The following is a 25042-nucleotide window of genomic DNA, read 5'->3' as shown; positions in this document are numbered from 1 at the left end:
CGGGGGGGGGGGGGGGGGGGGGGGCCGCCCGCGCCCCACCCCCCCCCCCCCCCCCCCCCCCCCCCCCCCCCCCCCCCCCCCCCCCCCGACAGCAACAAACCACCCCGAGCCCCCCGAGCAACCAACCCCCGAGAGCAACCAGCCCCGACAGCGACCACCCACCCAGAGCAACCACCCACCCCGAGCAACCGACCCCCGAGAGCAACCAGCCCAGCCAGAGCAACCAGCCCCCAACAGCAACCAGCCCCCGAGCGCAACCAGCCCCCGAGCGCAACCAGCCCACCCAGAGCGGCCTGCCCCTCCCGGCCCCCCGGAAACGCTGGCGGACGCGTCGAGGCTGCTTCGAGGACCGGTTGCTTCAGTCGATCGGCCGGGGCGACCACGAACAGCGTTCATCGAAGACTGCGGAGGTCGGGAGTGACCGGGGAACGGACCAGGAAAACAAAGAACGTGGCCGCCCGAGTCGGCGGCTGGAGCGCTCGTCACCGCTGGTGGGCGATCCTGATCTGGCTGGGGTTCGTGGTGGTCGCCACCGTCGTCGGCAACGCGGTGGGCACCACCCCGATGAAGAGCTACGAGGGCCAGAACGGCGACTCGCGCCGGGCCCAGCAGATCATCGACGAGGCCGGTTTCCCCGACGTGGCCGGCGAGATGGTGCTGGTCCAGTCCCGCGACGGGCGGATCACGGTGGACAGCCCCGAGTTCCGCCAGGCGGTGCAGGACGTCCGCAGCGCGGTCGAGGCGACCGGCCAGGTGGAGCACCTGCGCACCCCATACGACCCGGCCCGGCCGGCACCACGGACCAGCGACGGCACGACCGCTTTGGTGCTGTTCGACATGGCCGGCGCCGGCGACAGCGCGGACGAACGGGTTCAGCCGGTCCTCGACGCGGTGGCCGGCGTACAGGCCCGACACCCCGACCTGCGGGTGGAGCAGGCGGGCGCGGCGAGCCTGCAGCGGCTGGCCGGCGTGGCGGTCAACGAGGACTTCCAGCGGGCCGAGGCGCTGTCGCTGCCGATCACCGCGATCATCCTGCTGATCGCCTTCGGCACCCTGCTGCCCACGCTCATCCCGCTCGGGGTGTCGATGACCGCGTTCTTCGCCGCCACCGGTCTGCTGGCACTGGCCAGCAAGGCGCTGCACGTGGCCGACACCACCACCAACCTGATGCTGCTGATCGGGCTGGCGGTGGGCGTGGACTACTCACTGTTCTACGTGCGGCGTGAACGCGAGGAGCGGGCGAAGGGCCGGTCCAAGCAGCGTGCCCTGGAAATCGCGGCGGCCACCTCCGGTCGCGCCGTGCTGATCTCCGGGGTCACCGTGATCGTGGCGATGGCCGGCATGTTCCTCACCGACCACGGTGTGTTCATGGGCTTCGCCCAGGGGACCATCCTGGTCGTCCTGACCGCGATGGTGGCCTCGGTGACGGTGCTCCCGGCGACGCTGGCGGTCTTCGGCGACGCCGTCGACGCCCGGGTGATCCACGGAATCGTGCGGCTGGTCACCCGGGGCCGGGTCACCTGGCCACGGCGACTGGGCGGTCGGGCCGGCGGCGGTCGGGTGTGGAACGCCGTCCTGACCGGCGTGCTGCGCCGTCCGTGGATTTCGACGGTGCTGACCGTGGGCGTGCTCGCCGCGCTGGCGGTGCCCGCCCTCGGCATGCGGCTCGGCCAGCCCGGCATCGACGACCTGCAGGGCGATTACCCGATCGCGGCCACGTTCAAGGCGATCGACAGGGCCTTCCCGGGAGGCAACGAACCGGCCACCGTGGCGGTCAAGGCGCCGGACGTGTCCAGCCCCGCGACGCGGGAGGCGATCGAACGGCTCAAGGATCGGGCGCTGGCCACCGGCGTGGCGCACGAACCGGTGAGCGTCCAGGTGAATCCGGCGGGGACGGTGGCCACGGTCTCGCTCAGCATCGGCTACGGCGAGCAGGGCCGGAAGGCGGTCGAAGCGCTGCGGGAGACGATCGTGCCCGAGACCGTGGGCGCGCTGCCGGACACCCAGGCGTACGTCACCGGCACCGTGGCCGCCACGGCCGACTTCAACCAGCAGATGTCCCGTACCGCGCCGTTGGTCCTCGCGTTCGTGCTGGTGCTGGCGTTCGTCCTGCTGCTGAGCAGCTTCCGATCGATCATGGTGGCGATCCAGGCGATCCTGCTCAACCTGCTCTCGGTGGCCGCCGCGTACGGGGTGCTGGTGCTGGTGTTCCAGGACGGGCACGGCGCGGACCTCCTCGGCTTCACGCCGGGCGCGATCGTCAACTGGCTGCCGCTGTTCCTCTGCGTCATCCTGTTCGGACTGTCGATGGACTACCAGGTCTTCATCCTCAGCCGGATCCGCGAGGCGTACGACGGCGGGATGTCCACGGAGCGGGCGGTCACCCACGGCATCAAGTCTTCCGCGGGGGTGGTCACCAACGCGGCGCTGATCATGGTGGCGGTCTTCGCGGTGTTCGGGACCATGTCGCTGCTCAGCTTCAAGCAGATGGGGGTGGGGCTGGCGGTGGCCATCCTGATCGACGCCACCGTCGTGCGCGCCGTCCTGCTGCCGGCCACCATGAAGCTCCTCGGCGAGCGGGCCTGGTACCTGCCGAGCTGGCTGAACTGGCTGCCCAGCCTCTCGCACGACGAGCGGCCGGAGGAACCGGAGGAGGCGGAACAGCCGGCGGCCACGCGCGAGCCGGTCCCGGTGAGTTAGGAGTGTGCCGGGTCCGCGCCGCGCAGCAAGCGGTGCGGACCCGCTGGCACAGATCGTGTACTTCTGGTGGGCGATACTGGGTTTGAACCAGTGACCTCTTCCGTGTCAAGGAAGCGCGCTCCCACTGCGCCAATCGCCCGAACGCCCGCCGGGTCGGAACACCGGCGGCGGTCGGCCCCACGAGGGGCGGATCGCGAGCGGACGACGGGATTCGAACCCGCGACCCTCACCTTGGCAAGGTGATGCGCTACCAGCTGCGCTACGTCCGCGTGCCGCCAGCCTCCGCTGGCGACGGGTAGAACTGTACCCGATGGCAAGATCGCCGTGCGGGAGACCCCCACGCGCGGGGCACCACCCACCACCGCAGTGTGATTGCGCTGGTCGCCGACGGGGTACTGACTGCTCTCGACAGCACAACCCGTCCCCCGAAGGAGGCTGTCGTGGGAATCGGAACCAGTATCTTCCTGATCGCGGTCGGTGCGATCCTCACCTTCGCGCTGGACGTCCACGTCGGCGGGGTCAGCCTGGATGTCGTCGGCTGGATCCTGATGGCGGCCGGCGTGCTCGGCCTGATCATGACCACGCTGGTCTGGGGCCGCCGCCGCGACGTGGTCACCACGGCCGAGCCGGCGGAGTACCGGCGGGTCGAGGAACGGCGGGACGTGACGCCGCCGCTGTGACGCACCAGGCACCCGTGGTCGGCGGAGCCGACCGGTCACGGGCAGGACGGGCCCGGGGCGCCGGCCACGGCCGGCGCCCCGTTCGGGTGCCGGGTCAGCCGCGCATCAACTCGTTGAGCGTGCCGTAGTCAAGGGCGTCGGCCAGGGCGTCGTACGTCCCGGTGGCGAACGCCTCCACGGCGGCCCGGTGGGCTACCGCGTACGCGGCCTCGGCAACCGAGGAACCGAGGCTGACCCGGGCCACCCCGATCTTCGCCAGCTCGGCCACGGCCGGGGCACCCGGACCGGCCAGGACGTTCAGCGGCGCCGGAATCGCCTCGACCAGGGCGGCGAGCGTGCCGAGGTCGACCGTGCCGGGCACGAACACCCCGTCGGCGCCGGCCGCCAGGTACGCCCGGGCCCGCGCCACCGTCTCCGCGACGCCCCCGGCGCCGCGCAGGAACGTGTCGACGCGCGCGTTGACGAAGAGCGGGACCGCAGCTCGGTCCGCGGCGGACCGGACGGCCGCCAGGCGGTCACACTGATCGTCGACCTCCCGCAGCGGGATGGCCCCGTCGTGCCGGGCATCCTCGACGTTGACGCCGACGGCACCGGCCGCGACCACCGCCGCCACGCTCTCGGCGACCTCGTCGGCGGTGTCGCCGTACCCGGACTCGATGTCGGCGGTGACCGGCAGCGACGGGGCCGCCGCGACGACCCGGCGAACCAGGTCTACGGCGGTGTCGCGGCCGAGGGCATCGCCGTCGGGGGTGCCGAGACTCCAGGCAACGCCGGCGCTGGTGGTGGCGATCGCACGGGCGCCGACTGCGGCAACGATCCGGGCGCTCGCGGCGTCCCAGGCGTTGACCAGAACCAGCGGTTCGCCGGGGATGTGCAGGGAACGGAAACGCAGGGCAAGGTTGCGGTGATCGTTCACCCGGCCAGTCTGGGTCCACGCCGCCGATCGCCGTAATGTTTCAGTCCCAGCTGAAACGAAGGAGGCGGCGTGGTCGCGATCGGCCTGTCGGCGGGTGCCGTGGCACGGGTCCGGTTCGCGCTGTCCTGCCTCTGGGAAACGGTCGCCAGCGTGCGGGTGCTCCGCGACCCCGGCCAGCACGCGATCCACCTGCCGTGGGTGAACCGGGTCCGGCCGCGCCTGGCCGAGGCGAACCTGATCGGCCCGGACCACGGCCTGCTCTGGCAGCTCGTCCCGCCCGCACCCGGGTACCTGGCCGACTTCCTCACCCCGCCACCCGCCGGGCTGGCCCCCGACCTGGGGCAGGAACTCGCCGTCCTGCGCGCAACCCCGCCCGGGACCGTCCGCGCCCACCTGGACCTCTACCCCGGGCCTCGACCACCGGCTCTGGCCGCCCTCTACGCCGACCCCGAGGACGGGCTGCACCGCCTCGCCGGGGAGATCGAGGCGTACTGGCGGTTGGCCCTCGCCGGCGACTGGCCCCGGATCCGGGCCCTGCTGGACGCGGAGGTGTTCCGGCGGGCCCGCCGGCTGGCCGAGGACGGCGCGGCCGGGCTCCTCAACGACCTGCACGAGCGGGTCCGCTGGGAGGGCGACGCCCTGCTGATCAGCCAGCGGCACTGCACGGCTGCGGACGTGCCCGACGGCAGCGGGTTGGTGCTGGTGCCATCGGTCTTCGTCTGGCCGTCCGTGCTCAGCATCGCCGCCGGGGAGGTGCCGCAACTGGCGTACCCGGCCTGGGGGCTCGGCGCGCTGTGGGCCTGCCCGCCGACCGCGCCGGACGCGCTGGGCGCCGTACTCGGTCGGGGCCGGGCGCGACTGCTCGCGGCGTTGGACGCGCCCCGGTCGACCACCGAGTTGGCCCGCCGGACGGGCCTCTCTCCGGCGGGCGTGTCGCAGCATCTCACCGCGCTGCGCGCGGCTGGCCTGGTGGTGACGCACCGGCACGGCCGGTCGCTGCTGAGCAGCCGGACGGCGGTCGCGGAGGCGTTGTTGACCGCGTCGGCGTGAGTGGTGGCCGACTGGCCCTGCAGAAGCCCGCCGACGGGTCCGGGAGAAACAGAAAGGCTCGTCACCGCTGTCCGGTGACGAGCCTTTTGCTCATCCAACTGGTGGGCGATACTGGGTTTGAACCAGTGACCTCTTCCGTGTCAAGGAAGCGCGCTCCCACTGCGCCAATCGCCCTCGTCTACTGCCGAGGTGGAGACGGGATTTGAACCCGTGTACACGGCTTTGCAGGCCGTTGCCTCGCCTCTCGGCCACTCCACCGAGGTTGCCCCCGACACTCTCGGCGGTGGCATCTCCGAGCGGACGACGGGATTCGAACCCGCGACCCTCACCTTGGCAAGGTGATGCGCTACCAGCTGCGCTACGTCCGCGTGCCCCCGGTGTTTCCCGGTGACGGATGTGAACTTTAGCCGAGCCCGGGAACGGTTGCCAAATCGGGGTGCCCTTTCGGCGCGTCCGGGCGGTGACGTCCAGCTTCCCGTAGAGCTTCCTAGGAACCTGGGCGGAATGAACCCCGGGCCGGGCAGGGGGCGGGGAACGCGCACCCGACACGCCGGCGCGGGAAGTGTCCGGGTTCCGACTGACACCCGCCGGACCGGCCGCAGCGGTAACTCCCCGTGGTCACATCGATGGGATACGGTGACGGGCGTGACGAGACGCGCCGCCGAAATCCGCCTGGATGCCCTGCTTCGCACAGCCTGTGACGTGATCGCGGAACGTGGACTCGCCAACACCCGCACCGCCGACGTGGCGGAGGCCGCCGGAGTCAGCCAGGCCCTGGTCTTCTACCACTTCGCCACCAGGGACCGGCTGCTCGCGCGGGCGTTCGCGTACGCCGTCGAACAGGACCTGACCCGGCTCGACACGGTGGTCCGCTCCTCCGCCCCGCCGCTGGCGAAGCTGCGCCGGATGCTGCGCCTCTACGCGCCGACCGGCCGGTCGACCTCGTGGTCCATGTGGATCGACGGCTGGGCGGAGTCGCTGCGTACCCCCGAGCTGGAAAGGCTCTCCCGCCGGCTCGACCTGCGGTGGCGGCAGGATCTCGCCAAGGTGATCTCCGACGGGGTGGCCGACGGCACCTTCGACTGCCCGGATCCGGCGGGCGCGGCATGGCGGATCAACGCGGTGATGGACGGCCTGGCGGTGCAGCTCGCGGTGCACGAGCGGGTGATCACCCGACGGCAGATCGCCGAGTGGATCCGCCTCGTCGCCGCGCGCGAGCTGGGGCTGGAGCCGGCCCAGCTCGACTGATCCCGCGCCCGCAGCCGCCCCCAGCTCCTGAACCCGCGCCGCAGCCGCCATCCCGGTTCCGGGACCACCCACGCCAAGCCCGCCCGGCCCGCCGCGTACACCGGCCCCGGGCCGTACGACAGAATCACCCGGTGTCCGACCTGTCCGCGGCCTTCGTCCGGCTGCACGCCCGACTCGCCCCGGTCGCCTTCGTCCCCGAGGTGCGGTTGCACCAGGCCGACGAGCCGATCGGCCTGTGGGAGCTGACCGAGGGCGAGTTCCGCAGCGCCCAACCACCGCCGTTCTGGGCCTTCGCCTGGGCCGGCGGGCAGGCGCTCGCCCGCTACGTCACCGACCACCCCGAGCTGGTCGCCGGACGGCGGGTGCTCGACCTCGCCTCCGGCTCCGGCCTGGTCGCCATCGCCGCCGCCCGCGCCGGCGCTGCCGCCGTCCGGGCCGTCGAGGTGGACGAGCGGGCGGTCGCGGCCGTCGCACTCAACGCCGAAGCCAACGGGGTACGCGTCGACGCCGAACTCGGCGACATCCTCGACGGCGACGCCGGGGACGCCGGGGTGGTGCTGGCCGGCGACGTGTTCTACAGCGAGGCGATGGGCCGCCGGATGCTGCGCTTCCTGCTCCGGGCCGCCCGGTCCGGGGCCCGGGTGCTGGTCGGCGACCCCGGCCGGGCGTTCCTGCCCCGCGAGCGGTTCCACGAGCTGGCCAGGTACGACGTGCCGGTGCCGGAGGCGCTGGAGAGCGTACGGGTGAAGCACACCACCGTGTGGGAGCTGGACCCGGCTCCGCCGGGAGCCGCCCGCTAGCGTGACGCCGTGCTGTTCCGGGGCTGGGAGGAGTCCGTCGACCGTCCGTGGCCCGACGTGGCGACCGTGGTCGACCACGTCGGCGTGCCACACCTGGTGGTGACCCGGCACGAGCTGGTCCGGAGGCTGCTCACCGACCCCGAGACGTTCCGGCCGGACAACGCCCTCGACGCGGTGACCCCGATCCCGGTGGCCGCCCTGCGGGTCCTCGCCGGTCACCGGTTCCGGCTTCCCTCGACGCTGGCCAACAACTCGGCCGCCAGCCACCCCGAGATCCGCGGCATCGTCGCCGACGCGCTGCACCCCGACCGGGTGGCCGCGCAGCAGCCCTGGCTGGCCGACCTGGTCCGGCGCCGGGTGGCCCGGCTCGCCGCCGCCCTCGACGCCGGCGCACCCGTCGACCTGTACGCCGAACTCGCCGCCGACCTGCCGCTGCTGGTGCTGGCCCGGCTGGTCGAGCTGCCGGACGCCCCGGTCGGCACGGTCAAGGACTTCGCCCGGGCCGCCCTGGAACTCTTCTGGGCACCACTCGACGAGAATCGGCAGCTCGCCCTCGCCGCCGAGGTAGGCCGGTTCCACACCGTGCTGCGCGCGTTCGCCGAGACCGGCGGCGGGCTGGCCGCCCGGCTGCGGGACGCCGGGCACTCCTCCGACGTGGTCGTCGGCGCGCTGTTCTTCCTGCTGGTCGCCGGCCAGGAGACCACCTCGCAGTTCCTCACCCTGCTGCTGCACCGACTCACCGGCGAACCGGCGGTACGGGCCGGGCTCCGCTGCGGCGAGATCCGGGTCGCCGACGTGGTCGAGGAGGGGCTGCGGCTGGAGCCGCCGATCGTCACCTGGCGGCGGGTGGCCGCGGTGGACACCACGCTGGGCGGCACCGCCGTCCCGGCCGGCACCAGCATCGTGGCCTGGCTGGCCCGGGCCGGCCGGGACGCGGAGGTGTTCGCCGCGCCCGACGAGTTCCGGCCCGGGCAGCGCGGCTCCCGGCGGCACCTGGCCTTCGGGGCCGGGCCGCACCGGTGCGTGGGCGCGCAACTGGCCCGGATGGAGGCGGCCGTGGTGGTCGCCGAGGCGGCGCCGCTGCTCGACGGGGTGACCGTGGTCCGGCCGCCGTGGTGCCCGGACAACCTCACGTTCCGGATGCCCGACGCGTTCGTGGTGCGCCGGGCCTGATCCGGGCCGGCCCGCGCCCCGTCAGCGGCACCACCCGGCCGGCACGTCGCCCGGCGGCCGATCGATCTGCCGGACCTCGGCGGCGGCCTGATGTCGTATCCGATTCAGCTCGAAAGGACGCTCAGGGTGACCCGCCGGCGGCGGCGAAGGGGGCACAGCCCCGCGCGGACCTGACGAAAGTCAGGGTGAGCTGACGCCGATCGGCAGCGGTGCGGCCACCCGCCCGCTGCCTAGCGTCGAAGCATGATCACACTACGTACGTTGACGAAGCGGTTCGGGACGGCGACCGCGGTCGACGACCTGACCGTCGACATCGGACCGGGGCAGGTGACCGGCTTCCTCGGCCCCAACGGCGCGGGCAAGTCCACCACCATGCGGATGGTGCTCGGGTTGGACCGGCCCACCGCCGGGCAGGCCCTGGTCAACGGCCGCGCATACCGGGAACTGCGGCATCCGCTGCACGAGGTGGGCGCGCTGCTGGACGCCACCGGCATCCACCCGAGCCGCTCCGGCCGGTCCCACCTGCGGGCGATGGCTCGCAGCAACGGCATTCCCGCCCGCCGGGTCGCCGAGGTGCTCGACCTGGTCGGCCTGGACGGGCGCGCCGCCGACAAGCCCGGCCGGACCCTGTCGCTGGGCATGGGACAGCGGCTCGGCATCGCCGGAGCGCTGCTCGGCGACCCGCCGGTGCTGCTGCTCGACGAACCGGTCAACGGCCTCGACCCGGACGGCGTGCGCTGGGTCCGCCGGTTCACCCGGGCCCTCGCCGACGAGGGGCGGACCGTCCTGCTCTCCAGCCACCTGATGAGCGAGATGCAGCAGACCGCCGACCGGGTCATCGTGCTCGGCCGGGGCCGGCTGATCGCCGACGCGCCGCTGGCCGAGCTGATCGCCGCCGGCCCGGCCGCGTCGGTTCGGGTACGCGGCCCCGAGCCGGCCGGTCTCGCGGCGCTGGGCGCGCGGCTGACCGCTGAGGGAGCGACGGTGACCGGATACGACGCGGACGGGCTGACCGTCACCGGCGCCTCCGCCGCCCGGGTCGGTGACCTGGCGTACGAGCTGCGGGTGCGGGTGCACGAGCTGGCCCCGGTGGCCGCCTCGCTGGAGGAGGCGTTCCTGGAACTCACCGCCGGCAGCGTCGAGTACGCGGCCGGCCCGACCGGAAGCGAGCCCCGATGACCGCCCTGCCCACCGCCCAGCCGGCATCCCGGCCGGCATCCCGGCCCGCACCGACCACCGGCCCGTTCACCGGGGCGATCGCCGCCGAGTGGACCAAGTTGTGGTCGGTCCGGTCCACTTGGTGGGCGGTGCTGGCCGCGGCGCTCACCATGGCTGCCACCACCGCCCAACTCGCCATCTACGCCGTCAACGCGAACACCGACGACGATCCCACGGCCGGCCCGGGCGTCGTGCCGGTCGGCGAGATCGTGACCGGCTCGCTGGCACTCACCCAGTACGTCGTCCTCGCCCTCGGCCTCTTCGCGATCACCAGCGAGTACGCCACCGGCACCGTCCGCACCACGCTGTGCTGCACCCCGTCGCGCAGCCGGGTACTGCTGGCCAAGGCGGTCGTGGTCGGCGTGGTGGTGTTCCTGATCGGGCTGCTGCTCGGCGGCATCGGCGCGGCGGTCGCCCGGCCGGTGCTGGGCGAGTGGGGCAGCGCCCCGCTGGGCGGGACGGTACGCGACGTGGTCGCCTCGGCCGCGTACCTGGCGCTGGTCGGGGTGCTGGCGTTGGGCCTGGCGGCGGCGCTGCGCGGCGCGGTGCTCACCCTCACCGTGCTCCTCGCCCTGCTGATGATCGTGCCGTTGTCGCTGCAGGAACCAGGGATCACCGTGCTCACCCGGATCGCCGACGCGTTCCCCGGGGTGGCCGGCAACCACTTTCTCGCCGCGGACAGCGAACCGTACCCGGCGGTGGTGGGCCTGCTGCTGCTCGCCGGCTGGGCGGCCGCCGCGCTGGCCCTCGGCAGGTGGGCGCTGGCCCGGCGCGACGCGTGAGCGAGCGGGGTGGGGCTGGTCAGCCGGTCGGCGGGACCAGCCCCGCCTCGTACGCGAGGATCGCCGCCTGCACCCGGTTACGCACGTCCAGCCGGGTAAAGATACTGGTCAGGTAGCTCTTCACGGTGCCCTCGACGAGATGCAGCCGGCGGGCGATGTCGGCGTTGGACAGTCCCGCCCCGACCAGCGCCAGCACCTCCCGCTCCCGGTCGGTCAGCCCGGCCAGCCGGTCCCGGGCGTACGGGGTCCGGGCCATCCGCCCGCCGCTCAGCTCGATCACCCGGCGCGCCACCCGGGGCGACAGGTACGCTCCACCGTCGGCGACCGCACGGATCCCGGCGAGCAGTTCCCGGGGATCGCCCGACTTGAGCAGGAAGCCACTGACCCCGTGGCCGAGTGCCCGGGCGATCAGGTCGTCCTCGCCGAAGGTGGTGAGCATGACCGTGGCGGTCTCGGGGACCAGCCGGCGGATCTCCGCCGCCGCGCCGAGCCCGTCCCACCGGGGCATCCGGATGTCCAGCAACGCCACCCGGGGCCGGTGGGCGCGGACCAGTTCGACAGCGACGCGACCGTCCCCGGCCTCGCCGACCACCTCGATCCCCGGGTCGGCCGCCAGGATCGCCCGTACCCCGGCGCGGACCATCGCCTCGTCGTCGGCGAGCACCACCCGCAGGGGGCCTTCGGGGTCGTCGGTCACGACGCGATCCGCTCCTTGCTGACCAGCCGGCCGTCGGAGAAGCAGAGCCGCCAGGCCGGCTCCGCGAAGGGAAAGTTGCCGTCGGTGTAGTACTCGCAGCCCGCCGGGGTGTCCGCGGTCGGCGGGTCCGCCTGCCGTTCGGGCAGCCCGAGGCGGTCCCGGGTGTCGCCGAGGCGCAGCCGCTCGTACCCGGTCCGGTCGAGCACCGCGCCCGCGGTGGCCAGCGGGTAGTAGACCAGGGCGAGCACCAGGCCGAGGACGGCCGGGGTGCCGAACGCCACCAGCACGCTGCGCCGGGCCTGCCGTCGGGCGTCCCGCAGCCGCCGCTCCGCCTCGCCGGTCCGCGGCACCGAGCCGGCCGTCGCCGGCTCCGCCGTGCCGCGCGGCGCCTCGCCGGGAACGGTCCGACCGTCACCGGTCACCGGCAGGCGCGCGGAGACCGCGAAGCCGCCGGCCCGGGGGCCCGCGTCGAGCACGCCGCCGGCGAGGCGGGCCCGCTCTCGTAGGGCGAGCAGCCCGGAGCCGCGCGAGGCCGGTCCCGGCAGTGGACCGGCCGGGGCGGGACCGTTCACCACACTGACCGCCACCTCGCTGGCGGCGTGGTCGACGGTGACGGTCACCGGGGCGTCGGGGGCGTACCGGGCGGCGTTGGTCAGCGCCTCCCGGACCACCCGGTGCACCGTGTGCGCGGTGAGCGGAGGCAGCTCGGCCTCGGTCGATCCGCCGCGCAGCTCGACCGCCATCCCGGCGTCCCGGGCCTCGCAGACCAGCTCGGCCACCGTCTCGTCGGCGGGCCGCAGGGAGCCGGGCTGCTCCTCGCGGAGCACACCGATGACGTCGTGCAGCCGGTCGGTGGCGGCGGCCACGCTGGCCCGCAGCTCGCCGGCGGCCGCCCGGTGGGCGGGAGCCAGGTCGGCGGCCAGTTCCAGGGCGGCGGCACGCAACGCGATCAGGCTCAGGTCGTGGCCCAGCGAGTCGTGCATCTCCTGGGCGATCCGGGCCCGCTCGCGCAGCCGTACCTGGTCCACCGCCGCCTGCCGCTCCCGCTCCTCCGCCGCGGCGTGCCGCCGCCCGGCCTCGGCGAGCGCTCGCTGCTGCCGCCGGAGCCGGCCGAGCAGCCAGGGGAACACCCCGGCGAAAAGCAGCACCGAGGCGAGCAGGAACCAGGTCGCCGGGCCGGTGCCGAGCAGGCCGAGGTTGAGCGCGGTCCCGCCGACCGCGATCACGCCGAAGAGCACCGCCACCCGGCCGGCGCCGGCGCTGCGCCGGCCGGCGAGGTAGCTGAACACCGGGATGGCGAAGACGAAGTTGCCGTCGACCAGCGAGCCGAGCACCACCGCCGCCAGCGCCGCGAGCGGTAGCCGGCGACCGACCGCCACCGCGAGGGCGAGCAGCGCCAGCGACCCGACCAGCTGCGGCACCTCATGCCTCGGCCAGGGCGGGGTGAGCCCGGCGTACGCCACCGGCGCGGAGACGGCGGCCCAGAGCAGCAGGTCGCCGAGCCATCGCCGGCCCGTCGGCGGGCCGTCCGGGTCGTCGGATTCCACGGCGGTCACGCTACCGACGGCGGTCCGGGCCGGGACACCGACGAAAGTCAGGTGTTCAGCTGGCGTCCTCAGCCCAGGCCCGCCAGTCGTCGAGCACGCCGTAGAGGGCAGGGGTGAGCCAACCCGGCGCGGAGCGGCGGAACACCCCCGGGTCCATCGCACCCGCGCCCATCGGCACGGCGCCGAGCAGGCTGGGCGCCAGCTCGGTCAGGTTGGCCCAGTGCACCAGCTCAGGCTCGGCCGGCCAGGCGCCGATCACCACGCCGGCCGGGATCGCCCGGCGTTCCAGCGCCTCCAGGGTGAGCGCGGTGTGGTTGAGCGTGCCGAGCCCGGCGCGGGCCACCACCACAGCCGGCGCGCCCAGCGACACCGCCAGGTCGGCCACCGTCCAGGGCTCGCCCGACGGCCGCAGCCCCATCGGTACGAGCAGCCCGCCGGCCCCCTCGACGAGCACCAGATCGTGCTTGTCGTTCTCCTCGCGGATCGCGTCCACCGCCGCGTAGAGCTCCAGCGGCGGAAGCTCCGCGACCCGGGCCGCGGCGAGCGGGGCGAGCGGGTCCGGGTAGGCGGCCAGGGTCCGGCCGGTCAGCGGGGCGGCCAGCCGGGTGACCGAGTCGACGTCGCCCGGCTCGCCGGTGGCCGTACCGGTCTGGCCGGGTTTGACCACCGCGACCCGCAGCCCGGCGGCCTGCGCGGCAGCGGTGATCGCCGCCGTCACGACGGTCTTGCCCACCTCGGTGTCCGTGCCCGTCACCAGCACCGGCCCGGTCCAGCCAGTAGTCATGAGCCTTCCTTCGGGGCGCAGTCCACGATGACGTCCAGTGCTCGGACGAAGTCCGCCCGGGCCAGCCCGGCGTTGATGGTCAACCGGAGCCGGGACCGGCTGTCCGGGGTGGACGGCGGCCGGAAGCAGCCCACCGCCACGCCCCGCTCCCGGCACTCGGCCGCCCACGCGGTCGCCGCCTCCGGGCTGGGCGCGGTCACCGACACCACCGCCGCGTCTGGGGCGGAGACGTCCAGCCCGGCCGCGCCCAGCCGGCGGACCGCGAGCGCGGCCCGTTCGGCGAGTTCGGCGCGCAACCCGTCGCCGGATCGGGCCAGCTGGACCGCCGCCACCACGCCGGCGGCCACCGCCGGCGGCAGTGCGGTGTCGAAGATGAACGTGCGGCCGGTCTCCACCAGGTGCCGGACGAACTCCGCCGGCCCGGCCACCACCCCACCGGCCCCGCCGAGCGCCTTGGAGAGCGTGGCGGTCACCACCACGTCCGGCGCGCCGGCCAGGCCCGCCTCGGCCACGCCGCCCGCCCCGCCTGGGCCGGTGACGCCGAGCGCGTGCGCATCGTCGACCAGCAGCAGCGCGCCGTGCCGGCGGGCCACGGCGTGCAGCGCGGCCAGCGGGGCGAGGTCGCCGTCGACGGAGAAGACCGACTCGGTGACCACCACCGCGGGACGGCCCGGGGCCGCGGCGAGCGCGGCGGCCACCGCGTCCACGTCGGCGTGCGCGGTCACCACGGTCTCCGCGCCGGAGATCCGGCAGCCATCGATCAGCGAGGCGTGGTTATGGGCGTCGGAGACGAGCAGCGTACGCGGCCGCACCAGGCCCCGGACGGCGGCGAGGTTGGCCAGGTAGCCGGAGGAGAAGACCAACGCCCGGTCGGTGCCGAGCCACCCCGCGAGGGCGTCCTCCAGCGCGTGGTGAACGTCGGTCGAGCCGCGTACCAGCCGTGACCCGGTGGCGCCCAGCCCGTACGCGGACAGCGCCCGCGCCGCCGCGGCGGTGACCTCGGGGTGGGCGGCCAGGCCGAGATAGTCGTTGCCGGCGAGGTCGACCACGGCGTCGGCGGCGGCACGCGGGTGCAGCCGGCGGGTGAGCCCCGCCCTGGCCCGCAGCTCGGCGCGGCGGTCCAGGGCCGCCAGCCAGTCCGCCACCGTCACTACTCCCCTGCCGTCGACCGCCTCGCGGGGCGAAGTTACCACCCACCCGCCGGACCTCGGCGGATCCACTCCCGGCTTGACCTCAACCTCGCTTCAGCTCGAAGGCTGGGCCGATGGGAAACCCGACGCGCCTGGCGGCCGCGCTGCTGCGCCGCTGCCTCGCCCTCGCTCTGATGCTGGCCGCCGCCGACCCGGCCCTGCCGGCGCCGACCCGGGCGCTGCTCGCCGATGACCTGGCCAACCCCGACGCGGAGCCGATTTCTCGCCGCCGGGCCGCCTTGTAGGGTACGAGCCATGCCAGAGATCCTCGACCAGGCCCGGACCCAGGTGCTGGAGAACGGCGTCGGCCTCGACGAGGCCGGTGTCCTCGCCGTGCTCAACCTGCCCGACGAGCACCTGCCCGCCGCCCTCCAGCTCGCCCACGAGGTGCGGATGCGCTGGTGCGGCCCCGAGGTCGAGGTCGAGGGGATCGTCTCGCTGAAGACCGGCGGCTGCCCGGAGGACTGCCACTTCTGCTCGCAGTCCGGTCTGTTCACCTCGCCGGTCCGCTCGGTCTGGCTGGACATCCCGGCGCTGGTCGAGGCGGCGAGGCAGACCGCGGCCACCGGGGCCACCGAGTTCTGCATCGTGGCCGCCGTACGCGGCCCGGACGCCCGGCTGATGAAGCAGATGCGCGAGGGCGTGGCCGCCATCAAGGCCGAGGTCGACATCCAGGTCGCCGCCTCGCTGGGCATGCTCACCCAGGAGCAGGTCGGCGAGCTGGTCGAGATGGGTGTGCACCGCTACAACCACAACCTGGAGACCTGCCGCTCCTACTTCCCGAACGTGGTCACCACGCACTCGTGGGAGGAGCGCTGGGAGACCCTGAAGATGGTCCGCGAGTCCGGCATGGAGGTCTGCTGCGGCGGCATCCTCGGCCTGGGCGAGACGGTGGAGCAGCGCGCCGAGCTCGCCGCGCAGCTCGCCGAGCTGGACCCGCACGAGGTCCCGCTGAACTTCCTCAACCCCCGACCGGGCACGCCGCTCGGCGACCGCCCGGCGGTGGAGGGCAAGGACGCGCTGCGGGCCATCGCCGCGTTCCGGCTGGCCATGCCGCGCACCATCCTCCGGTACGCGGGCGGCCGGGAGATCACCCTCGGCGACCTGGGCACCCGGGAGGGTCTGCTCGGCGGCATCAACGCGGTCATCGTCGGCAACTACCTGACCACCCTGGGCCGGCCGGCGACCGACGACCTGAAGCTGCTCGACGACCTGAAGATGCCGGTCAAGGCGCTCTCCGCGACCCTGTGAGGCTGACAAGTGACCGTGAGCGAGCTGTGGTGCGACCGCTGCGGTGACTCCGCCGCGACGGGCCCGCACGAGGCGTGCGCCTCGGCCCGGGCGTTGGAACCGCCGCGCTACTGCGCGCACTGCCGGCGGCGGATGAAGGTGCAGGTGGTGCCGACCGGCTGGTCGGCGGTCTGCGTCGAGCACGGCGAGATCCGGGGCTGACCGGTGCTGCGCGGGCGGGCGGTGACACTGCGACCGGCGACGGACGCGGATGTGCCCACCCTCGCGGCGATCCGGGCCACCCCCGAGGTCCGGCGCTGGTGGCGCGGCGGCGCCGACCTGGCCGGCGAGGTCCGCGCCGACCTGGCCGACGACGAGCTGGCCGTCTACGCCATCGAGCACGACGGCCGGGTGGTCGGCGCGATCCAGTGCTCCGCCGAGACCGAACCGGACTACCGGCACGCCAGCCTGGACCTCTTCCTCGACCCTGGGGTACGCGGTGCGGGCCTGGGCGGCGACGCCATCCGCACCCTGGTCCGGCACCTGATCGACGAGCACGGCCACCACCGCTTCACCATCGACCCGGCGGCGGCGAACACGGCGGCGATCCGGGCGTACGCGAAGGTGGGTTTCCGCCCGGTGGGCATCATGCGCCGCTACGAGCGTGGCGCGGACGGACGCTGGCACGACGGCCTGCTGATGGACCTGCTCGCCGAGGACCTCGCCGGCTGATCAGCCGAGCGCCCAGGGCGCGGATAGCCGCCGCCCCCATCGCCAGCTCAGCGGGTACGGATCCAGTACCGCCTGGTCCGCCCCCGCTCGGTCTCCCGGACGTCCTCCAGCACCCCGCCGTGCCGCTCGATGGTCCGCGCGGAGGGGACGTTTGCGTCGTCGCAGGTGACCAGGACCGGATCGATGTCCCGCCGGGCGGCCTCGGCGAGCGCCGCGCCGAGGGCGAAGGTCGCCACGCCCCGGCCCCGCGCCGAGGGGCGCACGCCGTAACCGATGTGGCCGCCGGCCCGCAGGAGGAAGTCGTTGAGTCGCAGCCGCAGCGAGATGGCACCCAGCACCTCGTCGCCCTCGACGATCCACCAGTAGAGCGCGGGGACCAGACCGTTGGGTAGCGGCCGCGATTCGTCCGCGCCGTCCCGCAGCCGCCCCACCCAGGCCGCGAAGCCCTCCGGTGAGTCCACGTCGTCGGTGGGCTGCAACCCGCCGCCGTCCTGGTGGACGCCCCGACCCCAGTCGTCCCGGGCGGCCAGCCAGGACCGGTGCAGGCGGGTGGTCGGGGTGATCAGTGCCGGCATGCGCGCAGGCTAACGGCACCATCGGCCCGCCGGCCACCGAATTCCCGCCCGGTCAGCCGTCCCAGAGCAGGTGGCCGTCGGGGAGACGGCGGGCGCCCTCGGCGGGCCGGTGCGGGCTGAGCCGGCCGTCGGGCATGAGGTGCTGGACGGGCATCCCGCGACCGAGCACGGCCACGTCGGCGATCAGGCGGCGGTGGCAGCGCCACCACACGCTCTCGCTGCACATCACCGCCGTGCTCCGCCGCGCCGCGTCGACCAGCACCGCGTCCAGCCCCGCATCGAAGTCGGCGGTGCGGGTGTACGCGGCGTACGCCCGGAACGCCGCGACCGTCCACCAGGTGTCCGGCTCCGGTTCCCCGGCGCGTACGTGCCGTCGGCCGCCGAGCCGCGGCTCCCAGCGGTAGTCGATGCCCCGTTCGGGCAGCCAGCGTTCGAGGGCCTCCCGCCCTACGTCCGGGTTGGTCCGGCTGCCCGGATACCGCCGTACGTCCACGACGAGCGCGACCCCCGCCCCGACCAGCAGTTCTCCCAGCCACTCCCGCCCGGCCGCCCCGTGCCCCACCGTCAGCAACACGAACCCAGCTTGCCCCGAATCTTGGACACTTGCCGTTCGGTACGAACGGCAGCTCTCCAAGATCTCACCTCTCGGGTCGCCAGCCGGCCGCGCGGAGGGCATGGCGAAGCGAATCGGCGACCTCGTCCGGGTGGGCCCGGACGAGCCAGGCGGGAAAGCGGAGGATGCGGTCGCCGGTCGTCCTGATGTCGTTCTGCCGGCGCATGTCATCGGCCCATTGTCGGACGTCCATATGATGCGCACCGTCGACCTCCACGTGCAGCCGCCACTCCCGCCAGTACGCATCCAGCCAGCGAACGCGGCCGGCCCGGCCGGTCCGGCGTTCCTGCAGGTCCGGGCGGGGAAGCCGGTGCCGTCGGCAGAGTCTGAGGAAATCGAGTTCGGACAGCGCCTGCGCGCCGCCGGCGATGTCGGTCAGCGTTCGCCGGATCAGGGCACGGCGCGGTGCTCTGGGCAACGCGGCCAGCACGGCCTCGACCTCCTCGGGCAGCACCCGACGCTGCTGGCACGCCCTCGCCACGACCAGTTGTGCCTCCTCCGTGTGCCGGGCCCAGGCGGCCGCGTCGACCACGGCCCTGGCGGTGGTCGTCCGAGGCGGCCTGGCGAGTTGGCGATGCGCCCCGGGCAGCACCGACGTGCGGTACACGACGACCGCAGGCATGTCGACCGGAAGCCGGCGTAGCAGCGTCGCCGCCCGCCGCTGGGCAGGAACGAGCATGTGGAGCGGCTCCGCCGGGAGGCCCCGGACGCCGGCCTCGGCGGCAGCCGTCGGACCGGCCAGCACCGCCTCCGGACCGGCAGCCAGCACGGCGGCCCAGAGCTGCTGGTCCCGAGTGAGGCGACCGTTTCCGGTGAGCAGGATGCCCCGGCAGATCGACCGCCAGCGGCCGGAGCGAATCTTGCCGCGTACCGTGCCCTCGGTCAGCAGCCGGGTCGCCTGCGCGGTCGTCACCACCCCGGCCTGCTCGAACGCCAACCATTCCAGCGCGTCCGCCTCGTCCTTCGGAACGGCAACAGTTCTCACCACACGCCGGAGTCTTCTCCGGCATCCACCCGTGGCGCTGCCCTGTCCACAGCCCTGGAGCGAATCTTGGACAGTTGTCGTTCAGTGCGAACGGCAACTGTCCAAGATCTCAAAGCGGGACGGTCAGGAGACGGTGCAGGCGGTGCCGTTGAGGGTGAAGGAGGTGGGCTTCGGGTTGGTGCCGGTGTGGGTGCCGTTGAAGCCGAAGCCGGTCGACGCCCCCGGCGCCAGCGTCCCGTTGTACGACAGGTTCGTCGCGGTGACCGAGGTGCCGGTCTGGGTGAAGTTGGCCGACCAGCCCTGGCCCACCTTCTGCCCGGTGTTCGGGAAGGTGAAGGCGACCGTCCAGCTGTTGATCGCGGTCGTGCCGGTGTTGGTGAGCGTGATGTTCGCGGTGAACCCGTCGCTCCAGTCGTTCGTCACGTAGTCGATCCGGCACGGCGCGGTGGGCTGGGCCGGCGCCGTGGTCACCGTGACGGTCGGCGACGGGGCCGAGGCGTTTCCGGCGGCGTCCACCGCGACCACGTAGTAGGTGTAGGCGGTGGCCGGGGTCAGCCCGGTGACCGCATACGTGGTGCCGGTGACCGTGGTGACCAGGGCGTCGGTGGACCCGGTCCGCCGGTAGACCCGGTAGCCGGTGACGCCGACGTTGTCGGTGGCCGGACCCCAGGCGAGGGTGAACCCGTTCGGCCCGATCGCCGAGGCGGTCGGGGTGCCGGGCGCCGTCGGCGGGGTGGTGTCCGAACCGCCGCCGGACGGGGTGGTGACCTCCACCAGCGGCGAATACGCCGACCGGTTGCCGGCGCCGTCGCGGGCGCTGACCCGGAACCGGTACGTCCGGGCCGGCTGGAGCGAGCCGACGGTCAGCGTGTTGGTGCTGGTCTGGTACATCACCAGCGCGTCGCTGCCGACCGTCTCCTGGCTGACGTCGTAACCGGCGAGGCCGCTGCCGCCGGTGTCGGTGGAGGCGGCCCAGGTCAGGGTGACGGAGCTGGCGGTGAGCCCGGACGCGACCGGGGTCCCGGGCACGGTGGGCGGGGTGGTGTCGGTGGTGCCGGGTGCGGGCTCGTCACCCCAGACCCGTACGCCGGCCTCGTAGAGCGGCACCTTGCGGTTCGGGCCGGCGGTGGTCTGGTACGACGGGTCGTTGGTCGGGTCCCAGGTGCCGCCCTCGGGCACGCCGACCTTGAACTGGACCTCCATCCGGTGCTGCGACTGCCCGGCCGGGGCGATGGTGTAACCGGTGCAGTCGACCTCGACGTACCAGATGTCGCCGCTGTACTGCTTGGCGGTGCTCGGCGACGGGCAGCCCTGGGTGTAGCCGGGAGTGACCTGCACCGAGCCGGTGCCGTCGGGGCGGAAGTAGTAGCGGAACTTCGCCGTCTTCAGCGCCCGGGCCGGGAAGGCCGACTTGTTGTAGATCATCACCTTGAGCCCGGTGGCCCGGGGCTCGGCCTGCATCACCGTGGTCTCCACGGTCAGCTCGTCCATGTCCGGCTGCTGGGCGACCGGGAAGTTGGCGAGCGGCGTGCCTCCGTACTCGTTGGTCAGCCGCACGAGGGCGGAGGTGAAGCCGGCGTTGTAGTCGGTGGCGACCTCGTTCATCACGTAGTCGGACCGGCTGTCGGTGTACGCGTCGTTGGCCGACGAGGGGCCGCCGACCAGCGCGCCGTAGAGCACGTGCCGGGTTTCGGTGGGCACCGTCATGCTGTCCCACCAGGAGCCGTGCGCGGTGCGGTGGTGCGGGTTCTTCGGGGAGTTGGCCCCGAAGCCGATCACGTAGCTGGAGTTGCGCGGGTTGTCACCGAGCGCGTAGTTGATCTGGCGGACGGCGAAGTCGTGGTAGCGCGTCTTGCGGGTGGCGTCGGTGGTCCTGTCGCTGTAGACCAGCGCGGCGAAGGCGGTGTTGGCGGCGTACCGCAGCGCACCCCAGGAGTCGAGGACCGCCATCCCGCCCGGCGAGTAGTTCACCTTCGAGCCGTTGACGCCGACGGTCCACCAGTCGAGCCAGCGGTTGGCGTCGTCCACGTACTTCTGCTTGCCGGTCAGGTTGGCCAGCAGCACGTACGCGCCGAACTGCTTGTTGTCCCAGGCGATGGTCCACTTGTAGGAGCGGGTGGTGCTCTGCGGCTCGGTGCCGAGCTTGTCGTACTCGCTCTCCGCCTTGGCCAGGTAGGTGGCGTCGTTGGTGGCCCGGTAGAGCCAGATCGCGCCCCAGACCAGCTCGTCCTGCCAGCCGCTCCAGGACTTGTAGAAGTTGGTCGCGTCGGTGATGCACTCGTGGTAGTTCTTCCGCACCGTGTCGGCGAAGGTGTAGAGCTGCTTCGCGTGGGTGAGCAGCTTGTCGGCGTACGCGGCATCGGTCGGGCGGAACACCATCGACGAGGCGGCCATCGCCGCCGCCGTCTCCCCCGCCAGGTCCGCGCCGCCGCAGCTCGCGTCGATCTTGTACGCGGGCCGCGCCATCGGCAGCACCTCGGCCGGCCCCCACCACTTGTGGTCGTCGTCGCCCTTGCCGATCTGTCCATAGAGCACGTTCGGCGACGGGTGGGCCTTGACGAAGTAGTCGTTGACCCAGCGCAGGTTGTTGAGCAGGTTCGTGAGCTGGCCGGAGGCGGTGTAGCCCTCCCGGTACTCGACTGCGCCCCAGGCCAGCATGGTGGTGCTGAACGCCATCGGGAAGCCGAACTTCACGTGGTCGCCGGCGTCGTACCAGCCGCCGGTGAGGTCGAGGCCGACGTCGGCGCCGTCGGTGAGCGCCGAGTCGCCCCGCCAGGAGACCCGGTTCCAGGAGGGCTTCTTGCCGGACTGCTGCGCCTCGTAGAACAACAGTGACTTCTGCAGCGCCTCGGCGTAGTTGAAGGTGGGCGCGGCCGAGGCCGGGGACGGGCCGGTGACGGCGACGGCGATACCGGCGCCGAGGCCGACGGCCAGGGCGGCACCGGCGGCGAGCAGCCGGCGCAGCCGGGACCGGCCACCGGATGGTGGGGTCGGACGGGGCATGGCGAACTCCTGTGGGTGGCGCCGCGCGGCAGCCCGACCGACGAGGCGGCGTCGGATGGTCGGGCTGCCGGCGGCGGGTGGTGGTGGGGTGGTCACGGAAGCGCGGGAGCGCTCCCATGGATAGTCGACAATGTAATGTCGATGCGACCCGTTTGGGAAGGACGAAGCCGCTCGGCCCGTTCGTCTCTGCCGCTACACGACACGTCGTCCCAGCTCAACCCGATCGACCGATCCCTCCGACCGATGTACGCCGTGGGAGCATGTGCCGTCCCCTTTGACGATTTCGGAGGATCATTGATGCCACAGCGTCGGCGCGTCGCGCGCGCGGGCTTCACCGCAGCCGCCGCCACGGCCTGCCTCGCCCTTGCCACTCCGGCCTGGGCGGCTACTATCACCCACCCCGTTTTGCACCAGGCCAACCAGCACATCCTGGCGTCGAGCAAGGGTTACGACCAGGGGTTCGGCAAGTGCACCGGTAAGACGACGCAGAATGCCAACGAGGACGTCTGGGTCTTCGTCTGGCCGGGTAACGGCGTCCAGAGCATCGACGCAATGAAGATCGGCTGGGACACCGACAACAACGGGACCGCCGACACCTTCAGGACACTCGCCGACGGTCACCTCACGACCGACAACGGCGCGAAGAAGGTCTGGTTCGCCACGCCGGCCGGCTGGAAGCTCGAGACCGGCGAGTCGACCGTCCACGGGTCGACGCCGCAGAACTTCTTCAACCTGACCCACACCTGCGCCGCCAAGACCGGGCAGTCGCCGTCGCCGAGCCCGTCGACGCCGGGCGAGGAGACCCCGACCCCGACGCCGTCGACGCCGGGCGAGGAGACGCCGACCCCGACGCCGTCGACGCCGGGTGAGGAGACCCCGACCCCGAGCCCGTCGACCCCGGGCGAGGAGACCCCGACCCCGACCCCGGGTGAGTCCGACGACACGTCGGAGACCCCGTCGCCGAGTTCCTCCGTGGGCGGCGGCAGCGACAACGGCGGCGGCCTGCCGCTGACGGGTGTGGCGGCGACCAGCATCGCGCTCACCGGCCTCGCCCTGATCGGTGGCGGTGTCGTGCTGATGGTGCTGCGGCGCCGACGCGACAAGATCACCTTCACCAGCTGACCCTCGCGTCGGCCGAGCACCGGCCGTCGGACCCCGGTCCGGCGGCCGGTGCCGCATCTCCGGGCCATCTCGACACCGATCCACGCCCGGCCGGGAACGGGCCGGTACCGGCGATCCGCGCCGTCCGGCAACCCGGCCGACGGCGCTCGGAGCTGGATCACATGATCGAGTAATCTCGATTCGCTCCGGACATACGTCCAGTTCGGAGGGGCACTTCGCCGCCGCAGTCGGCGCCAACCGATGGACCGACCATCCTGGTATACGAGCGTACGGTTGCCCGCGCGCTCGGCCACGCGGGACAGTACGCGACACCAGCGGTGCCATCGACGCCGCCGCTCCCTGGACAAACCTGAGGAGATCGCGATGGCTCTCAGAATCGCTGACGGCACCTCCTGGCCCGACACCCTCGCCCGCGCGGTGGCGGCCGCGCCGGAGGCCTTCGGCACCGCGCCCGACGGCGGAGCCGTCCTGCACAACCTGATCGAGGGCGAGTGGCGGGCGATAGGCGCGCCGACCCCGGCCCGTACCCCGATCGACAACACCGTCCTCGTGCAGCTGGCCCGGCTCGACGCCGACGCGGCACGCGGAGCTGTCGCCCACGCCGCGGTCGCGCACGCCGACTGGGCGCAGACCCCGCTCGCCGAGCGCAAGGCCCGGGTCACCGCGGCCGTCGACGCGCTCACCGCCCACCGCGACCTGCTCGCCATGCTGCTGGTCTGGGAGATCGGCAAGCCGTGGCGGCTGGCCTGCGCCGACGTCGACCGCGCCCTGGACGGCGTGCGCTGGTACGCGCAGGAGATCGACCGGATGCTGGCCGACGGCCGCGAGCCACTGCCCGGCCCGGTCAGCAACATCGCCTCCTGGAACTACCCGATGAGCGTGCTGGTGCACGCCGAGTTGGTGCAACTGCTCGCCGGCAACGCGGTGATCGCCAAGACCCCGTCCCAGGGCGGCGCGGTCTGCCTCACCGTGGCGCACGCGCTGCTGCGCCGCGCCGGGCTGCCCGCCACCCTGCTCTCCGGCGGCGGCGAGGAGCTGTCCGAGGTGCTGGTACGCGCCCCGGAGATCGGCGCGGTGGCGTTCGTCGGCGGCCGCTCCAACGGCGGCAAGGTGGCCGCGGCCCTGCTCGACTCCGACAAGCGACACTTCATCGAGCAGGAGGGGCTCAACGCCTGGGGCATCTGGAACTACTCCCAGTGGGACCTGCTCGCCGCCCACCTGAAGAAGGGCTTCGAGTACGGCAAGCAGCGCTGCACCGCGTACCCGCGGTTCGTGGTCCAGCGGGACCTGGTCGACGAGTTCCTCGACATGTACCTGCCGGTGGTTCGCTCGGTCCGATTCGGCCATCCGCTTGCGGTGGACGAGAACTGGCGGGCCGGCGACCCGCTGCCCGAGCTGGACTTCGGCCCGCTGATCAGCGGGGCCAAGGCCGACGAGCTGCGCCGCAAGGTCGACGAGGCGGTACGCGGCGGCGCGGTGCCGCTGCACCGGGGCAAGCTGGACGAGGCGCCCTTCCTCGACGGGCAGGACACCTCGGCGTACGTGGCGCCGGCGGTGCTGCTCGCCCCGCCCGGCCGGTCCCGGCTGATGCACGCCGAGCCGTTCGGCCCGGTCGACACCATCGTCGTGGTGGACACCACCGACGAACTGCTGGCCCAGATGAACGCCTCCAACGGCGCGCTGGTCGCCTCCCTCGCCTGCGACGACGAGGAGCTGGCCGGGAAGCTCGCACTCGACCTCCAGGCGTTCAAGGTGGGCATCAACAAGCCCCGCTCCCGGGGCGACCGGGAGGAGCCGTTCGGCGGCCGGGGCGCGTCCTGGAAGGGCGCGTTCGTCGGCGGCGACCTGCTGGTCCAGGCGGTCACCGTGGGCGGCGACCGCCGGCTCTACGGCAACTTCCCCGACTACAGCAGCTACCCGGCGAGCTGACCAACCCCACGCCGAACCCGAACAGGGCCCCCGCATCGGGGGCCCTGCCGGGTCACCGTCCCCCGCAC

23 protein-coding genes and 5 tRNA genes are annotated in these 25042 nt (G+C 73.4%); 14 read left to right on the top strand and 14 right to left on the bottom strand.

Annotation, left to right across the window (positions count from 1 at the left end):
• Nucleotides 1-417: 417 nt before the first annotated feature.
• Entirely contained in the window at nt 418-2700 is a 2283-nt protein-coding gene (locus ACIRG9_RS04865; RefSeq protein WP_402850151.1) for an MMPL family transporter, read from the top strand.
• A gap of 64 nt (nt 2701-2764) precedes the next feature.
• On the opposite strand, the gene ACIRG9_RS04860 is transcribed toward ACIRG9_RS04865, so the two are convergent.
• Nucleotides 2765-2839: transfer RNA gene (locus ACIRG9_RS04860), tRNA-Val, on the bottom strand.
• A gap of 57 nt (nt 2840-2896) precedes the next feature.
• Nucleotides 2897-2969: transfer RNA gene (locus ACIRG9_RS04855), tRNA-Gly, on the bottom strand.
• A 171-nt stretch (nt 2970-3140) separates the two neighbouring features.
• On the opposite strand from ACIRG9_RS04855, the gene ACIRG9_RS04850 reads away from it, so the two are divergent.
• A complete protein-coding gene (locus ACIRG9_RS04850; protein ID WP_402850148.1) occupies nt 3141-3380 on the top strand; it encodes a DUF6458 family protein in 240 nt (79 codons plus the stop codon).
• Nucleotides 3381-3474: 94 nt separating this feature from the next.
• On the opposite strand, the gene ACIRG9_RS04845 is transcribed toward ACIRG9_RS04850, so the two are convergent.
• Nucleotides 3475-4296, bottom strand: a complete 822-nt coding sequence (locus tag ACIRG9_RS04845; RefSeq protein WP_402850145.1) for an isocitrate lyase/phosphoenolpyruvate mutase family protein — start codon at nt 4294-4296, stop codon at nt 3475-3477.
• A 69-nt stretch (nt 4297-4365) separates the two neighbouring features.
• Here ACIRG9_RS04845 and ACIRG9_RS04840 point away from each other — a divergent pair, with 69 nt between their 5' ends.
• The gene (locus ACIRG9_RS04840; RefSeq protein ID WP_402850142.1) at nt 4366-5346 is read left to right on the top strand and encodes a helix-turn-helix domain-containing protein; all 981 of its coding nucleotides are present in this window, start codon (nt 4366-4368) and stop codon (nt 5344-5346) included.
• A 99-nt stretch (nt 5347-5445) separates the two neighbouring features.
• On the opposite strand, the gene ACIRG9_RS04835 is transcribed toward ACIRG9_RS04840, so the two are convergent.
• The 3 genes from ACIRG9_RS04835 to ACIRG9_RS04825 form a co-directional block, all read right to left on the bottom strand.
• Nucleotides 5446-5520: transfer RNA gene (locus ACIRG9_RS04835), tRNA-Val, on the bottom strand.
• A gap of 13 nt (nt 5521-5533) precedes the next feature.
• Nucleotides 5534-5604, bottom strand: a tRNA-Cys gene (locus ACIRG9_RS04830).
• A 37-nt stretch (nt 5605-5641) separates the two neighbouring features.
• Nucleotides 5642-5714: transfer RNA gene (locus ACIRG9_RS04825), tRNA-Gly, on the bottom strand.
• Between the two features lie 277 nt (nt 5715-5991).
• Between ACIRG9_RS04825 and ACIRG9_RS04820 the strand changes: the two genes are divergently transcribed.
• The 5 genes from ACIRG9_RS04820 (at nt 5992) to ACIRG9_RS04800 (ending at nt 10567) form a co-directional block, all read left to right on the top strand.
• The gene (locus ACIRG9_RS04820; RefSeq protein WP_402850139.1) at nt 5992-6594 is read left to right on the top strand and encodes a TetR/AcrR family transcriptional regulator; all 603 of its coding nucleotides are present in this window, start codon (nt 5992-5994) and stop codon (nt 6592-6594) included.
• A 131-nt stretch (nt 6595-6725) separates the two neighbouring features.
• Nucleotides 6726-7394, top strand: a complete 669-nt coding sequence (locus tag ACIRG9_RS04815; protein ID WP_402850136.1) for a class I SAM-dependent methyltransferase — start codon at nt 6726-6728, stop codon at nt 7392-7394.
• Between the two features lie 9 nt (nt 7395-7403).
• Entirely contained in the window at nt 7404-8567 is a 1164-nt protein-coding gene (locus ACIRG9_RS04810; RefSeq protein ID WP_402850134.1) for a cytochrome P450, read from the top strand.
• A gap of 243 nt (nt 8568-8810) precedes the next feature.
• On the top strand, nt 8811-9746 hold the full coding sequence (locus ACIRG9_RS04805; RefSeq protein ID WP_402850131.1) for an ATP-binding cassette domain-containing protein: 936 nt from the start codon (nt 8811-8813) through the stop codon (nt 9744-9746).
• On the top strand, nt 9743-10567 hold the full coding sequence (locus ACIRG9_RS04800; protein WP_402850128.1) for an ABC transporter permease: 825 nt from the start codon (nt 9743-9745) through the stop codon (nt 10565-10567). Before ACIRG9_RS04805 ends, ACIRG9_RS04800 begins: the two co-directional genes overlap by 4 nt.
• A gap of 19 nt (nt 10568-10586) precedes the next feature.
• Here the strand turns inward: ACIRG9_RS04800 and ACIRG9_RS04795 are convergent, their stop codons facing one another.
• The 4 genes from ACIRG9_RS04795 to ACIRG9_RS04780 are packed head-to-tail and all read right to left on the bottom strand — an operon-like array spanning nt 10587 to nt 14740.
• Nucleotides 10587-11264 carry a response regulator gene (locus ACIRG9_RS04795; protein WP_402850125.1) on the bottom strand — a complete coding sequence of 226 codons (678 nt, stop codon included), beginning with the start codon at nt 11262-11264 and terminating at the stop codon, nt 10587-10589.
• Nucleotides 11261-12811, bottom strand: coding sequence for a sensor histidine kinase (locus ACIRG9_RS04790; RefSeq protein ID WP_402850123.1), 1551 nt, complete (start codon nt 12809-12811; stop codon nt 11261-11263). Before ACIRG9_RS04790 ends, ACIRG9_RS04795 begins: the two co-directional genes overlap by 4 nt.
• Nucleotides 12812-12866: 55 nt before the next feature.
• Nucleotides 12867-13595, bottom strand: a complete 729-nt coding sequence (gene bioD / locus ACIRG9_RS04785; protein ID WP_402850120.1) for a dethiobiotin synthase — start codon at nt 13593-13595, stop codon at nt 12867-12869.
• Nucleotides 13592-14740, bottom strand: coding sequence for an 8-amino-7-oxononanoate synthase (locus tag ACIRG9_RS04780; protein WP_402850118.1), 1149 nt, complete (start codon nt 14738-14740; stop codon nt 13592-13594). The genes bioD and ACIRG9_RS04780 overlap by 4 nt, the downstream gene beginning before the upstream one ends.
• Before the next feature lie 119 nt (nt 14741-14859).
• On the opposite strand from ACIRG9_RS04780, the gene ACIRG9_RS04775 reads away from it, so the two are divergent.
• The 4 genes from ACIRG9_RS04775 to ACIRG9_RS04760 are packed head-to-tail and all read left to right on the top strand — an operon-like array spanning nt 14860 to nt 16747.
• Nucleotides 14860-15030: a hypothetical protein gene (locus ACIRG9_RS04775; RefSeq protein ID WP_402850115.1), complete on the top strand. Its 171-nt coding sequence runs from the start codon at nt 14860-14862 to the stop codon at nt 15028-15030.
• A 10-nt stretch (nt 15031-15040) separates the two neighbouring features.
• Nucleotides 15041-16036 (top strand): biotin synthase BioB, encoded by a 996-nt coding sequence (gene bioB / locus ACIRG9_RS04770; RefSeq protein WP_402850113.1) that lies wholly within the window; start codon nt 15041-15043, stop codon nt 16034-16036.
• Between the two features lie 9 nt (nt 16037-16045).
• A complete protein-coding gene (locus tag ACIRG9_RS04765; protein WP_402850110.1) occupies nt 16046-16237 on the top strand; it encodes a hypothetical protein in 192 nt (63 codons plus the stop codon).
• Nucleotides 16238-16240: 3 nt separating this feature from the next.
• A complete protein-coding gene (locus tag ACIRG9_RS04760; protein ID WP_402850107.1) occupies nt 16241-16747 on the top strand; it encodes a GNAT family N-acetyltransferase in 507 nt (168 codons plus the stop codon).
• Nucleotides 16748-16794: 47 nt separating this feature from the next.
• Here the strand turns inward: ACIRG9_RS04760 and ACIRG9_RS04755 are convergent, their stop codons facing one another.
• From ACIRG9_RS04755 to ACIRG9_RS04740, 4 genes are all read right to left on the bottom strand, one after another.
• Nucleotides 16795-17322: a GNAT family N-acetyltransferase gene (locus ACIRG9_RS04755; RefSeq protein WP_402850103.1), complete on the bottom strand. Its 528-nt coding sequence runs from the start codon at nt 17320-17322 to the stop codon at nt 16795-16797.
• A 52-nt stretch (nt 17323-17374) separates the two neighbouring features.
• Nucleotides 17375-17896 carry a DUF488 family protein gene (locus ACIRG9_RS04750; protein ID WP_402850101.1) on the bottom strand — a complete coding sequence of 174 codons (522 nt, stop codon included), beginning with the start codon at nt 17894-17896 and terminating at the stop codon, nt 17375-17377.
• A gap of 64 nt (nt 17897-17960) precedes the next feature.
• Nucleotides 17961-18923, bottom strand: a complete 963-nt coding sequence (locus ACIRG9_RS04745) for a DUF559 domain-containing protein (protein WP_402850098.1) — start codon at nt 18921-18923, stop codon at nt 17961-17963.
• Nucleotides 18924-19043: 120 nt separating this feature from the next.
• Nucleotides 19044-21923: a glycoside hydrolase family 9 protein gene (locus ACIRG9_RS04740; RefSeq protein ID WP_402850095.1), complete on the bottom strand. Its 2880-nt coding sequence runs from the start codon at nt 21921-21923 to the stop codon at nt 19044-19046.
• Between the two features lie 297 nt (nt 21924-22220).
• Here ACIRG9_RS04740 and ACIRG9_RS04735 point away from each other — a divergent pair, with 297 nt between their 5' ends.
• Together ACIRG9_RS04735 and ACIRG9_RS04730 are read left to right on the top strand one after the other, a co-directional pair.
• Complete coding sequence (locus ACIRG9_RS04735) at nt 22221-23045, top strand: LPXTG cell wall anchor domain-containing protein (protein WP_402850092.1); 825 nt, start codon at nt 22221-22223, stop codon at nt 23043-23045.
• A gap of 363 nt (nt 23046-23408) precedes the next feature.
• The gene (locus ACIRG9_RS04730) at nt 23409-24974 is read left to right on the top strand and encodes an aldehyde dehydrogenase family protein (protein ID WP_402850090.1); all 1566 of its coding nucleotides are present in this window, start codon (nt 23409-23411) and stop codon (nt 24972-24974) included.
• Nucleotides 24975-25042: the final 68 nt, after the last annotated feature.

The organism is Micromonospora sp. NPDC093277 (genome assembly GCF_044765245.1).
Taxonomy (GTDB): Bacteria; Actinomycetota; Actinomycetes; order Mycobacteriales; family Micromonosporaceae; genus Micromonospora.
Note: the sequence above shows the minus strand (reverse complement) of the source record. Positions and strands in the feature narration are given on the sequence as shown.